Origin of the sequence: Gordonia amarae NBRC 15530 (assembly GCF_000241345.1) — a bacterium.
In the GTDB taxonomy this organism is placed as follows: Bacteria; Actinomycetota; Actinomycetes; order Mycobacteriales; family Mycobacteriaceae; genus Gordonia; species Gordonia amarae.
The window spans coordinates 1-13544 of record NZ_BAED01000048.1 but is presented as its reverse complement, the minus strand read 5'-3'; the positions used below and the strand labels follow the sequence as shown (position 1 = coordinate 13544).

The 13544-nt window shown below is 67.5% G+C and carries 9 protein-coding genes; 4 read left to right on the top strand and 5 right to left on the bottom strand.

Annotated features, from left to right (window positions below):
- Positions 1 to 23: 23 nt before the first annotated feature.
- The 5 genes from GOAMR_RS13285 to prpD form a co-directional block, all read right to left on the bottom strand.
- Positions 24 to 989: an isopenicillin N synthase family dioxygenase gene (locus GOAMR_RS13285; RefSeq protein ID WP_040515267.1), complete on the bottom strand. Its 966-nt coding sequence runs from the start codon at positions 987 to 989 to the stop codon at positions 24 to 26.
- Positions 990 to 1346: 357 nt separating this feature from the next.
- Positions 1347 to 4736, bottom strand: a complete 3390-nt coding sequence (locus tag GOAMR_RS13280; RefSeq protein WP_040515247.1) for a pyruvate carboxylase — start codon at positions 4734 to 4736, stop codon at positions 1347 to 1349.
- Between the two features lie 146 nt (positions 4737 to 4882).
- Positions 4883 to 6016, bottom strand: coding sequence for a bifunctional 2-methylcitrate synthase/citrate synthase (locus tag GOAMR_RS13275; protein ID WP_005188476.1), 1134 nt, complete (start codon positions 6014 to 6016; stop codon positions 4883 to 4885).
- A 102-nt stretch (positions 6017 to 6118) separates the two neighbouring features.
- Entirely contained in the window at positions 6119 to 7030 is a 912-nt protein-coding gene (prpB, locus tag GOAMR_RS13270) for a methylisocitrate lyase (protein ID WP_005188473.1), read from the bottom strand.
- Positions 7030 to 8541 carry a 2-methylcitrate dehydratase PrpD gene (prpD, locus tag GOAMR_RS13265; RefSeq protein ID WP_005188471.1) on the bottom strand — a complete coding sequence of 504 codons (1512 nt, stop codon included), beginning with the start codon at positions 8539 to 8541 and terminating at the stop codon, positions 7030 to 7032. Before prpD ends, prpB begins: the two co-directional genes overlap by 1 nt.
- A gap of 119 nt (positions 8542 to 8660) precedes the next feature.
- On the opposite strand from prpD, the gene GOAMR_RS13260 reads away from it, so the two are divergent.
- The 4 genes from GOAMR_RS13260 to GOAMR_RS13245 form a co-directional block, all read left to right on the top strand.
- The gene (locus GOAMR_RS13260; protein ID WP_040515266.1) at positions 8661 to 10097 is read left to right on the top strand and encodes a short-chain fatty acyl-CoA regulator family protein; all 1437 of its coding nucleotides are present in this window, start codon (positions 8661 to 8663) and stop codon (positions 10095 to 10097) included.
- A 256-nt stretch (positions 10098 to 10353) separates the two neighbouring features.
- Positions 10354 to 11730, top strand: coding sequence for an 8-oxoguanine deaminase (locus GOAMR_RS13255; protein ID WP_005188465.1), 1377 nt, complete (start codon positions 10354 to 10356; stop codon positions 11728 to 11730).
- Complete coding sequence (locus GOAMR_RS13250) at positions 11730 to 12539, top strand: FAD binding domain-containing protein (RefSeq protein ID WP_005188460.1); 810 nt, start codon at positions 11730 to 11732, stop codon at positions 12537 to 12539. Before GOAMR_RS13255 ends, GOAMR_RS13250 begins: the two co-directional genes overlap by 1 nt.
- Positions 12540 to 12725: 186 nt before the next feature.
- Positions 12726 to 13544 (top strand): (2Fe-2S)-binding protein (locus GOAMR_RS13245; RefSeq protein WP_005188458.1); only part of this gene is annotated, 819 nt, incomplete at its 3' end.

The window sequence follows — 13544 nt, the reverse complement described above, 5'->3', positions numbered from 1 at the left end:
TCGCACCTCAATTGGCGTGAGGACTACACGTTGTTGGCCTTGAGCCGCTGCGCCAGGTACTCGGCGGCGGTGAGCGGCGGGTACTTGCCCTCCGGGCTCTCGATGAGGACGTCGGTGTTGGCCTGGGCGAAGAACGCGATCGACTGCCGGGCATCGAGCGACTCCCCTTCGCGCGGCGGACGCACCCGGTGGAAGTTCGACGGCAGCTTGTCGTCGGACCAGCGCATCAGCATGTCGCCGATGTTGCAGGTGATGGCGTCGTCGGACGGGGTGACAGGCGTCCATTCCTGCCCCGCCATCTCCGCACCGGGCAGCACCTGCAGGCCACCTTGACCGTCGCGCTGGAACAGCAGGGTGAGGGCGTCGAAGTCGGTGTGCGCGCCGGCCCGCCAGATGCTGTGGTCGCCGAGCATCTCCTCGGGGAAGGCGTAGTAGTACAGCAGCCGCAGGGTGCTCTGGTAGGTGTCCGACGACGGGTCGTGGGCCTTGGTGAAGAAGTCCCGGTCCAGCCCGAGTTTCACCGCGAAGCAGCCGAGCAGGTCCATCGCGATCTTCCAGCAGCGGGCCTCGAAATCCTCGACGGTGGACCGGAATCCGGCCAGTTCGTCCTCGCTGGGCCACAGTCCGTCCATGCGCGGCTTGGTGTACTGGTAGGACTCCTTCTGGTCGGCGGTGCCCGTGGACGGGCGCACCTGGGATGCGAACTCCCAGCCGGCGTTGGTGCCCTTCTTGAGCGGAAACTGCTCCTTGACCTCGGTGGGCAGGTGGAAGAACTTGTTGGCCATCGCGAACACACCGTCGACGATGTCCTGCGGGATGCCGTGGTCGACGACCTGGAAGAAGCCGATGTCGGTGGCCGCGGCCCATAGTTCGTCGGCGATCTCGTCGAAGCGCTCCTCGAAGTCAGCGATGGAGATGCGGCGCACCTCGCGGTCGGTGGTCTCGGTGCCGACCGCGCCCATCTGGGATTCGCGGTTCAATTCGGTCATGTCGTAGGAGGTCACTGTCGTGTCCTTTCGGGGTTGAGCTGCCACAACGCGATGACCACACGTCTTTTCGGACAGCGTGAACACCCGGCCGCCTCCGGCCGTGCGCTCCACCACCGCAACCCCGCCGCACCCCGCAAGGGGCGGACCCTCGATTCGTGCAATCGGTATTCGCGGGGACCAGTAGACCCGCCGCACATTGCGCGGCTGCTAATCGGCATTACACCGGCGTAAACCGTGAGGCGAAGGCCCTGAAAATGGAACGGACCGTGGCATTCCCCGGCGCATTCGCGGGAGAGTGCCACGGCCCGTTTACCTGACCGGACTGTTTACATGACCGGACTACGGAGGCTCTGCGTGTCAGCCGAGCACGATCAGCAGGTCACCCGGCGCCACCTGCGCCACCTCGCCGATGGCGACTCTGGTCACCTTCCCCTCGACGGGCGAGGTGATGGTGGCCTCCATCTTCATCGCCTCGATGGTGCCGATCGCCGCACCGGCGGCCACCACGTCACCGACACCCACCGACAGCGACACCACGCCGGCGAACGGGGCGGCGATGTGGTTGGGGTTGCCACGGTCGGCTTTCTCCGCGGACGGCACCTCGGCGTCGACGGACCGGTCGCGCACGGCGACCGGCCGCAACTGGCCGTTGAGCACGCACATCACGGTGCGCATGCCCTTCTCGTCGGGATCGCTGACCGCTTCGAGTCCGATGATCAGTTCGTGGCCCTTCTCCAGTTCCACCCGGTGTTCCTCGCCGTAGCGCAGGCCGTAGAAGAACTGGTTGGCCGAGAGCGTCGAGGTGTCGCCGAACTGTTCCTGATGGTCCTCGAACTCGCGGGTCGGGCCGGGGAACAGCAACCGGTTCAGCGTTTCCTGCCGCTTGCGGCCCGGCTCGTCGAGCGCCGCCGAATCCTCCTCGGACAGGTCCTTGGGAGCCGGTGCGGCGGCACGGCCCTCGAGGGCGATGGTGCGCAGCGGCTCGGGCCAGCCACCGGCCGGATCACCCAGTTCGCCGCGCAGGAACCCGATCACCGAATCCGGGATGTCGTACGACGACGGGTCGGCGGCGAACTCGGACGCGGTGATGCCGCGGCCCACCAGCGCCAGCGCCAGGTCACCGACGACCTTCGACGACGGTGTCACCTTGATGAGTCGGCCCAGCATCCGGTCGGCGGCCGCGTACGCCTCCTCGACGGCCTCGAACCGGTTGCCCAGACCGAGGGCGATGGCCTGCTGCCGCAGGTTGGACAGCTGACCGCCGGGGATCTCGTGGGTGTAGACGCGGCCGGTGGGTGCGGGCAGGCCCGACTCGAACGGCGCGTAGACCTTGCGCACGGCCTCCCAGTACGGTTCGAGATCGCACACCGCCCCCAGGTCGAGTCCGGTGTCGCGGTCGGTGTGGGCGGCCGCCGCGACGATCGCCGACAGTGCCGGCTGGCTCGTCGTGCCGGCCAGGGCCGCGCTGGCACCGTCGACGGCGCTGGCACCGGCCTGCCACGCGGCGAGGTAAGTGGCGAGCTGACCGCCCGGGGTGTCGTGGGTGTGCACGTGCACCGGCAGGTCGAATTCCTTGCGCAGCGCCGACACCAGCGTGGTGGCGGCCGGTGCGCGCAGCAGACCGGCCATGTCCTTGATCGCGATGATGTGCGCACCCGCGTCGACGATCTGCTCGGCCAGACGCAGATAGTAGTCGAGGGTGTAGAGCTCCTCGTTCGGGTTGGACAGGTCGCCGGTGTAGCTCATCGCCACCTCGGCGACGGCGGTGCCGGTCTCGCGGACCGCGTCGATCGCCGGACGCATCTGCTCGATGTTGTTGAGCGCGTCGAAGATCCGGAAGATGTCGATACCCACCTCGGTGGCCTCCGCGACGAACGCGGTGGTCACCTTGGTGGGGTACGGCGTGTAGCCGACGGTGTTGGCACCGCGCAGCAGCATCTGCAGACAGATGTTGGGCATGGCTTCTCGCAACTGCGCCAACCGATCCCACGGATCTTCCTTCAAGAAGCGCAGGGCCACATCGTATGTCGCGCCACCCCAGCATTCGACGGACAGCAGCTCGGGCGTGAGTGCGGCGATGTACGGCGCGATCGCGATCAGGCCGCTGGTGCGGATGCGGGTCGCCAGCAGCGACTGATGCGCGTCGCGGAAGGTGGTGTCGGTGACGCCGAGCCGTTTGCTCGCCAGCAGGTCGGCCGCGAAGCCCTCCGGCCCCAGCTGCAGCAGGCGCTGCCGCGAACCGTCCGGTGGCGAAGTCAGCAGATGGTGGTCGACGGCGGGCAGCTTGTCGCGCGGGTACACCTTGGTGGGCCGCTCACCATGCGGCTTGTTGACGGTGACGTCGGCCAGGTACGACAGGATCTTGCTGCCGCGGTCGGCCGAGCCCTTGGACATCTGCAGCCACGGCCGGTCGTCGATGAAGGAGGTGGTGACCCGGCCGGCCCGGAAGTCGGGGTCGTCGAGGACGGCCTGCAGGAACGGGATGTTGGTGGCGACGCCACGGATGCGGAACTCGGTGACCGCGCGCCGGGCCCGGGCCACGGCGGTCTCGAAATCCCGACCCCGGCAGGTGAGTTTGACCAGCATCGAGTCGAAGTGACCGGCCACCTCGGCACCGAGGTTGGTGCCGCCGTCGAGCCGGACACCGGCACCACCCGGCGAACGGTAGGCGGTGATGCGGCCGACGTCGGGCCGGAAACCCTCCGCCGGGTTCTCGGTGGTGATGCGGCACTGCAGCGCGGCGCCGCGGATCTTGATGGACTCCTGCGACAGGCCGAGATCTGCCAGGGTCTCCCCCGCCGCGATGCGCACCTGCGCACCCACCAGGTCGACGTCGGTGATCTCCTCGGTGACCGTGTGCTCCACCTGGATGCGCGGGTTCATCTCGATGAACACGTGCCGGCCCTGCTCATCGAGGAGGAACTCGACGGTACCGGCGCACGAGTACCCGATCTGGCGGGCGAACGCGACGGCGTCGGCGCAGATCCGGTCCCGGATCTCCGGGTCGAGGTTGGGCGCCGGCGCTAGCTCGACCACCTTCTGGTGGCGGCGCTGCATGCTGCAGTCGCGTTCGTAGAGGTGGATGACGTTGCCGTGGGTGTCGGCGAGGATCTGCACCTCGATGTGCCGTGGGTTGACCACGGCTTGCTCCAGGAACACCGTCGGATCACCGAACGCGGTGTCGGCCTCACGCGAGGCCGCAGCGATCGCGTCGGCGAGTTCGTCGATGGTCTCGACGCGGCGCATGCCACGCCCGCCACCGCCGGCAACGGCCTTGACGAACACCGGAAACTGCATATCGGCGGCCGCCGCCAGCAACTCCTCGACGTCGGCGCTGGGCTCCGAACTCGACAGCACCGGCAGCCCTGCGGCCTTGGCCGCGGCGACGGCCGTCGCCTTGTTGCCGGTCAGCTCCAGCACGGAGGTGGGCGGGCCGATGAAGGTGATTCCGGCCTCGGCACACGCCGCCGCCAGACCCGGATTCTCCGACAGGAAGCCGTAGCCGGGGTATATTGCGTCGGCGCCGCAGCGCACCGCCGCGCCGACGATCTCCTCGATCGACAGGTAAGCCCTGACCGGGTGGCCGGGTATCCCGATCTGATAGGCCTCGTCGGCCTTGAAGCGGTGCAGCGAATTGCGGTCCTCGTAGGGGAAGACCGCGACGGTCCGGGCCCCCAACTCGTACCCCGCGCGTAATGCGCGGATCGCGATCTCACCGCGGTTGGCCACCAATACCTTGTCGAACATGAGCACACTCTCTGTTTGTCATTAAGACGTGAGAAACAAGTCCTCACAACCATTTTCATGCAGTTGTGAGGCCCTGGGAACTCACCGGGCTGACGTTGCGCGCAATACGGTACGCACCGCCGATGGCCGCGTCAGTATATCGTGACCTACCGCACAAGAATCGGCCGTTGAGCAGGACCGTCGTATGCGCTGAGGGGCCGGATGAGGGCGTTGGAGGCGGCCTGTTCGGCGATGTGCGCAGTCCATCCGGTGATGCGGCTCATCACGAAGACCGGCGTGAACGCGGGGATGTCGAAGCCCATCAGGAAGTACGCCGGGCCGGTCGGGAAATCGAGGTTCGGCTTGATCCCGGTGCGGGTGAACATCTCGTCCTCGAGCTCGGCGTAGATCGTCATCCACTTGTCCTCACCCACGTGCGCCGACACCTCTTGCAATGCCTGGCGCATCGTGGGCACCCGCGAATCGCCGTTCTTGTAGACGCGATGCCCGAAGCCCATCACCTTCTCCTTGGCGTCGAGCTTGGCGGTCAGCCAGTCGCGGGCACGTTCGGGGCGGTCGATGTCGATCATGTCGTGCATCACGGCCTCGTTGGCGCCGCCGTGCAGACTGCCCTTGAGGGCACCGATCGCAGCGGTGACCGCGCTGTACATATCCGACTGCGTCGAGGTGACCACCCGCGCCGCGAACGTCGAGGCGTTGAAGCTGTGTTCGGCGTACAGCACCATCGACTTCTCGAATGCTTTCACGATCACCGGATCGGGAACCTCCCCGAACACCATGGTGAGGAAGTTCTCCGAGTAACCGAGCCCGTGATGCGGGGCAATCGGGTCGAGCCCGCGCCGCCGCCGCATGTCGGCGGCGACGATGGTCGGCAGCACCGCGAGCATCCGCAACGCCTTCGCCTGAGTGGCCTGCGGGCTCGGGTCCTCGGCGGCCGGGTCCTCCGCACCGAGGAACGAGATCGCGGTACGCACCACGTCCATCGGGTGGCAGGTCTCGGGAACCTTCGCCAGGATCGACGCCGCCGTGCGGTCGAGCCGGCGATTGGCGCGTTCCCGCCGGCTGAAGTCGGCGAGCTGCACGTCGGTGGGCAGCTCCCCGTTCCACAGCAGGTAGGCCACCTGCTCGAACGAGCAGTGCTGCGCCAGCTCCTGCACCGCGTACCCGCGGTAGGTCAGCGAATTGGTCTCGGGCACAACCTTGGAGATGGCCGTCTTGTCGACGACCACCCCCGCGAGCCCCTTGTAGATGGTCGGTTGATCGGTGGTGGGTGCACTCATGATTACCTCCTTGAAATGTGATGTCGTTTCCCGTTCCAGCGGGGAAGTCGCCCACCCCAGTCGGTTGAGGTGTGAGGTGCGGTGGACCGCTTGTATTACGTACTAAGCCCCATCGGCGAGCGTGAAATTGAACAGTTCGGAATCGAAATCGTTGTACTCGGCGTACCGCAGCAGCTCGTACAGCCGACTGCGGTGCTGCATTCCGTCGAGCAGGCCGGCCTGCGTTCCCTCCGTGAGGATTTCCCGCAGCCCCGACTCGACCGCCCCCATCGCGATCCGCAGGGTGGTCACCGGGTAGATCACGACGTTGTACCCCACGTCCCGCAACTGGCCGGCGGTGATGAGTTCGGATTTGCCGAACTCGGTCATGTTCGCCAGCAGCGGCACATCCACAGCCTTGCGGAACTTCTCGAATTCACCGAGGTCGGTGAGGGCCTCGGTGAAGATCAGGTCCGCACCGGCATCGGCGTAGGCCTTGGCCCGATCGACCGCGGCATCGAATCCTTCGATGCCGCGCGCGTCGGTGCGGGCACAGATCACGAAGTCCGGGTCCCGCCTGGCCGCTACCGCTGCCCGCAGCCGCTTGAGCATCACCTCGGTGGGCACCACGTCCTTGCCGTCGAGGTGGCCGCAGCGTTTGGGGTTGACCTGATCCTCCAGGTGCAGGCCCGCCAGACCCGCGTCCTCGAGCGCCGCGACGGTCCGGGCCGCGCTCATCGGTTCCCCGAAGCCGGTGTCGGCATCGGCCAGCGTCGGCAGATCCGTTGCCCGGGCGATGGATCCGGCCCGCGTAGTGACCTCACTGAGCGTGGTGAGACCGATGTCGGGCAGGCCCAGATCGGCGGCGAGCACCGCGCCGGAGACGTACACGCCGTCGAAACCGATGTCGGCGATCAGCTTTGCCGCCAGCGGCGAGAACGCCCCGGGCCAGCGTTGCAGTTCACCCGAGGTCAGACCAGCGCGCAGCGCCGTGCGTTTGGCGGTGTCGGAGACGCCGGAGGAGAACAGCGACATCAGAAGATCCCCTTGCCGATGGCGGGTGCTTTGTCCAGGTACGTCTGCGGCACAACGATGTTCAGCTCACCGAGCGATCGGGCCGGCTTGGCGGCGAGGTCGGTGACGAACGACAGGAAACGGTCCTGCTCGGCCGATTCGATGACGCCGTCGGCGAGCTCGGTGAATTTCTCCACGTACTGAGGGCGGCTGAACGGGCGGGCACCCAGCGGGTGGGCGTCGGCGACGGCCAGTTCGTCGGTGATCACCTCGCCATCGTCCATCGTGATGACGGCGCGGGCGCCGAATGCCTTCTCGGCCGGGTCATTCGAGTGGTAGCGGCGGGTCCACTCCGGATCCTCGACGGTCGAGATCTTGTGCCACAGTTCGACGGTGTCGGGCCGGTGCGCGCGCTCGGGGGCGTAGGAAAGTTCCGAATCCCAGGTGCCGTCCTGCAGCGCGACGGCGAAGATGTAGGGCACCGAGTGGTCGAGCGTTTCGCGGCTGGCGTCGGGATCGAACTTCTGCGGGTCGCCCGAACCGCTGCCGATGACCACATGGGTGTGGTGGCTGGTGTGCAGGACGATCGACGCGATTGTGGAGAAGTCGGAGATCTTCTCCCGCATCCGGCGGGCGAGGTCGATGGGTGCCTGGCTCTGGTATTCGGCCGAGTGTTCCTTGGTGTAGCTGTCGAGGATGGCGCGCTTGGCCTCGCCGGGGCCGGGCAGCGGCACCGTGTACCGGGCGTCGGGGCCGCTGAGCAGCCACGCGATCACACCGTCCTCGCCCTCCCAGATCGGCGACGGTGACCCCTCACCACGCATCGCCCGGTCGACGGCCTCGACGGCCACCTTGCCCGCCCACGCCGGGGCGTAGGCCTTCCAGCTGGAGATCAGGCCCTTACGTGACTGCCGGGTGGCGGTGGTCAGGTGCAGCGCCTGCCCGATGGCCTGGTAGATGGTCTCCTGATCGAGGCCCAGCATGGTACCCAGGCCGGCGGCCACCGACGGCCCGAGGTGGGCGACGTGGTCGATCTTGTGCTCGTGTAGGCAGATGCCCTTGACCAGGTCGATCTGCACCTCGTAGGCGGTGGCCAGGCCACGGATCAGGTCGGCGCCCGAGGCGCCGACGTGCTGGCCGACGGCCACCAGGGCAGGGATGTTGTCGCCGGGATGCGAGTACTCGGCGGCCAGGAAGGTGTCGTGGAAGTCGAGCTCCCGCACGGCCACCCCGTTGGCGTAGGCCGCCCACTCCGGCGAGTAGGTGCCACCGACACCGAACACCCCCGCGCCGGCACCGGCCGCGGTGGCCGGGTGGGCGACGGCCTGGGTGCGGGCGGTGGTGACCGGCCGGCGGATCACCGACGCCGCGCTCACCGAGGCGTTGTCGATGATGCGGTTGATGATCATCGCCTCGGTGTCGGCGGGCACCTCGACGGGGTCGACGGCGATGGCCGCGATCTTGCTTGCGAGATGTTCCGACTTGGGAAACTCGTCCGAACTGCGGTGCGAGGTGACGGTGTGAGTGATCATGTCCACACCGTACGCACCGGGATCTCAAATAGAAAAGACCTGGACAATGCGTATTTTTGTGGATACCTACGCCTCATCTTGCGAAGATTGTGGACAGCGGAATGGTTATGCTCACTCCCATGGCCAAGCTGTTCGTGGGTGCGCGTCTTCGTCGTCTGCGGGACGAACGCGGCCTCTCCCAGGCGGCCCTGGCCCGGCAAATCGAGCTGTCCACGAGCTATGTCAATCAGCTGGAGAACGACCAGCGGCCCATCACCGTCCCGGTCCTGCTCACTCTCACCCGCGAGTTCGATCTGGGCGCCGACTACTTCGCCGCCGACCCCGATGCCCGGCTCGTCGCCGATCTGTCGGACGCCCTGACCGCACATTCGGAATCCGGCGATGTGTCCCGTTCGGAGATCACCGAACTGGTGTCCCGGATGCCGACCGTGGGCCAGACGCTCGTCGCGCTGCACCGCAGGTTGACCACACTGACCGCCGAGGTCGAGTCCTATCGGACCGAGTTCGCCGGCCTCCCGGCCGAAGCCGCCGGACCGCGCACCCCGATGCCGTTCGAGGAGGTGCGCGACTTCTTCTACGACCGCAAGAACTACATCGACGTCCTCGACGTGGCCGCCGAGCAGTTCTTCGACTCGCACGGCCTGTCCATCGGCGGTCTTGACCTTCAGCTCGCCCGGGTGCTGGCCGACGAGTTCGGCATCGGGGTGTCGATCACCCACGACCCCGATCCGATCACCGCGGGCATCACCCCCAAACGACGCTTCGACACCGCCACCAACACCGTGTATCTGGCGGGCAGGCTCACCGCAGGCCAGCGCGCCTTCCAGCTGGCCACCCAGCTCGCCTTCCTCACCCGGTCCGGCACCGTCGACGACATTCTCGCCGACGCCGAAAACCTCAGTGCCGAGTCGGTTCCCGTCGCCCGGATCGGCCTGGCCAACTATTTCGCCGGTGCACTGGTGCTGCCGTACGGCCGGTTCCTGCGGGCCGCCGAGGCCAACTCCTACGACATCGAGCTACTGAGTCTGGGCTTTCAGGTGGGCTTCGAGACCGTGTGTCACCGGCTGTCGACGCTGCAGCGCCCGTCCAACCGTGGCATCCCGTTCATCTTCGTCCGCACCGACCGGGCCGGGAACATCTCGAAACGGCAGAGCGCCACCGCCTTTCACTTCTCCCGCGTCGGCGGCAACTGCCCGCTGTGGGTGGTCCATGATGCCTTCACCACCCCGGGCCGCATCGTCACCCAGACCTCGCAGATGCCCGACGGCCGCTCCTATTTCTGGCTGGCCCGCACCACCGACGAAGGCGTCGGCCACCTCACCCCGCGCAAGAGTTTCGCCATCGGCCTCGGCTGCGACATCGCCCACGCCCACAAGCTCGTCTACTCCACCGGCGTCGACCTCACCGACGCCCGCACCACCGTCCCCATCGGCGCCGGCTGCAAGGTGTGCGACCGCCCCGCCTGCCCCCAACGCGCCTTCCCCCAGCTCGGCCGCTCCATCCACGTCGACGCCGCCATCGCCGACTCCATCCCCTACCGCCCGGATCCGGCATGACCCCACTCACCGACACCGTCGTCTCACCGGGTTTCGAGGCTCGCAAGCTCGCACCTCAACCGGCGAAGGTTCACCGACACCGTCGTCTCACCGGATCCGCAACCACCCCACGCCGGCCCCTTCTTGATCCCTGAGGGCGACGCGAGGAACGAGCGAGCGTCTCGAAGGGTCCGGCGAGACAATCGCATGACCGCACCACCACCGTCGACAAACAACCGAAATATGGCTGTAACCCGCCAGTCGTAGCGTCACGCGGGTGAGTACCCGAACACTGATCGCCGGGTGCGCGATCGTCACCGTCGACGCACACCGCCGCGAACTGCCCAGTGGCTGGGTACTGGTCGACGGCACCACCATCACCGCCGTCGGCGCCGACTCCGACGATCCCGCGATCACCGGCCTCGGCGACGACGTCATCCGGGTAGACGGCACCGGCTGTGTGCTGACCCCGGGCCTGATCAACACCCACCACCACCTGTACCAGTGGATCACCCGCGGCCTGGCCGCCGACCACACGCTCTTCGAGTGGCTGACCACCCTGTACCCGGTGTGGGCGGGCATCGACGAGCAGGCCGTCAACGTCGCGGCGGTGGGCGGACTCACCCACCTGATGCTGTCGGGGTGCACCACCACCACCGATCATCACTACGTCTTCCCGAAAGAGGGCGGGGATCTGCTGGCCGCCGAGATCCTGGCCGCGCAGACCGTCGGGGTGCGTTTTCATCCGACGCGCGGGTCGATGGATCTGTCGGAGAAGGACGGCGGCCTGCCGCCGGATTCCGTGGTGCAAACCATCGACGAAATCCTCACCGCCAGTACGGATGCGGTGGACCGCTGGCACGATCCGGCCACCGACTCGATGCTGCGCATCGGGCTCGCCCCGTGCTCCCCGTTCTCCGTCACCACCGACCTGCTGCGCGAATCAGCCACGCTCGCACGTCAACTCGGCGTCCGGATGCACACGCACCTGGCCGAGTCCCCGGACGAGAACACTTACTGCGCTGAGCATTTCGGCGCCACCCCGCTGGAGTACATGGAGTCCGTCGGCTGGGTGGGCGACGACGTCTGGTTCGCCCACGGCATCGAGTTCTCCGACCCCGAGATCCACCGGCTGGCAGCCACTTCCACCGGTGTGGCGCACTGTCCCACCTCCAACGCCCGGCTGGGCAACCGGATCTGCCGCACCCGCGACCTGGTGACCGCCGGCGTGCCGGTCGGCCTCGGTGTCGACGGCGCGGCGTCCAACGAGTCGTGCCGGCTGCTGGAGGAGGCCCACCAGGCGGTGCTCATGGCCCGGGCCAAGGGCGGACCGACCGCGCTCACCACCCGCACCGCCATCGACCTCGCCACCCTCGGCGGTGCCCGGGTCCTCGGCCGGCAGGACGAGATCGGATCCGTCGAACCCGGCAAGCTCGCAGACCTGGTGCTGTGGGACCTGACCACGGTCGCGCACAGCGACATCGACGATCCGGTGGCCGCCCTGGTCTTGGGCGCCCAGCCACCGATCCGCGGGTCGTGGATCAACGGGCGGCGCGTCGTCGACAATGCGACGATACTGACGGTGAACGCCGCCACCGTGGCGGAGAAGACGCGAGCCGAACACCGCAGGCTCCTGGAGAAGGCGGGCCGCTGATGGACCTGAACACCATCACCGGCTACCGGCATGCCCGCACCCGCGACGAGTTGATTCTCGCCCGCGGCGAGTCCTTCGTGGCCGGCGGCACGTGGTTTTTCAGCGAGCCCCAGGTCGCCTCGACGGGCATTGTCGACATCTCCGGGATCGACTGGCCCGCTTATGAAGAACTGCCCGACGGCGGTCTGCGGGTGGCGGCCACCGCCACCATCTCGTCGCTGGCCACGCTCCCTCTGCGCCCGGAATGGCCCGCGCAACGGCTGTTCGCCCAGTGCGCCGACGCCCTGCTCGCCTCGTTCAAGATCCAGCACGTGGCCACGGTCGGCGGCAATGTGTGCCGGTCGTTCGCGGCGGCGTCGATGGTGTCACTGATGGCGGGGCTCGATGCGGTGGCGCACATCTGGTGTCCCGACGGCACCGACCGCCGCGAGCCGGTCGAAACATTCGTCACCGGCAACGGCACCAACACCCTCGCCCCCGGGGAGGTGTTGCGCGCCATGGACATCCCCGCGCACGCCCTGCAGTCCCGGACCGGCTTCCGCAAGATCGCGCTGGCCGAACTCGGCCGCTCGGGTGCGGTGGTCACCGCCCGCGTCGATTCCGACGGCTGTTTCGTCACGGGCATCACCGCCGCCACCCTGCGGCCCACCGTCCTGCGCTATCCCGCCATTCCCGACGCCGGCACTCTGCTCCGCGACATCGAATCGGCCGACGGCTATTACACCGACCCCCTCGGCTCCGCAGACTGGCGCCGTGGCGTCAGCGCCGTTCTCGCCGAACAGATCCGAACCGAGTTGGCCGATGTCTGATCGACAGCGCACTCCCTCTCCCCCACGCTGGTTGAGGTGCGAAGAGCCGCTAGGCGATGAGCCTCGAAACCTCGTGAGCCGACAATGCCATCTCACGAGGTTTCGAGGCTCGTCGCTTGCGCTCCTCGCACCTCAACCAGCGGTATTGGCCAGGGGCGAATCAGTCACCACGATGTGGAGGCTTCCATGAAATTCATCGTCAACGACCAACCCATCGAGGCCGACCCGGCCCCCGGCCAGTGCCTGCGGACCTTCCTGCGCGACAACGGGCATATGGAGGTCAAGAAAGGCTGCGACGCCGGTGACTGCGGCGCCTGCTCAGTCCTGGTGGACGGAAACCCGGTGCATTCGTGCATCTTTCCCGCCCAGCGCATCGACGGACTATCGGTGACAACGGTTTCCGGACTGGGTACCCCCGACGATCTACACCCGGTGCAGCAGTCCTTCGTCGAGCATTTCGGTTTCCAGTGCGGCTTCTGCACGGCCGGGATGATCGTCACCGCCTCCACCCTCGCACCCGACGACATCGAACACCTGCCCCGCAAGATGAAGGGCAATCTGTGCCGCTGCACGGGTTACCGCTCGATCCGGACCGCGATCAGCAATGCGGTGACAGGACAAGCGGATTCGTGCGGCTACGCGTGCGCACCGCACGTCATCAATCCCACATCAGGCGATGCCGCGGCCGGCGGCGACACCGGCCGGCACTGCCCACCCGCACAGATCGCGCCGCCCCAGAACTGGGCGCCCGCACCGGGAACCGTCGGCACCTCGGTCACCCCGCCCGCCGCGCGCCGCGTCGTCACCGGTACCGAGCCGTACACCTTCGACGTCGACCCGGACTCGTTCGGCACACCGATGCACGTCATCCGGGTGGCGACCTCCCCGCACGCGCACGCCAAGATCCTGACGGTCGACACCTCCGCCGCCGAGGTGATGGACGGCGTCGTCGCCGTATTCACCCACGAGAATGTCTCCACCAGAAGGTTTTCCACCGGACGCCAC

Coding starts and splice junctions, on each gene's coding strand:
- GOAMR_RS13285 (WP_040515267.1), bottom strand. CDS start 989: ATGACCGAATTGAACCGCGAATCCCAGATGGGCGCGGTCGGCACCGAG.
- GOAMR_RS13280 (WP_040515247.1), bottom strand. CDS start 4,736: ATGTTCGACAAGGTATTGGTGGCCAACCGCGGTGAGATCGCGATCCGC.
- GOAMR_RS13275 (WP_005188476.1), bottom strand. CDS start 6,016: ATGAGTGCACCCACCACCGATCAACCGACCATCTACAAGGGGCTCGCG.
- prpB (WP_005188473.1), bottom strand. CDS start 7,030: ATGTCGCTGTTCTCCTCCGGCGTCTCCGACACCGCCAAACGCACGGCG.
- prpD (WP_005188471.1), bottom strand. CDS start 8,541: ATGATCACTCACACCGTCACCTCGCACCGCAGTTCGGACGAGTTTCCC.
- GOAMR_RS13260 (WP_040515266.1), top strand. CDS start 8,661: ATGGCCAAGCTGTTCGTGGGTGCGCGTCTTCGTCGTCTGCGGGACGAA.
- GOAMR_RS13250 (WP_005188460.1), top strand. CDS start 11,730: ATGGACCTGAACACCATCACCGGCTACCGGCATGCCCGCACCCGCGAC.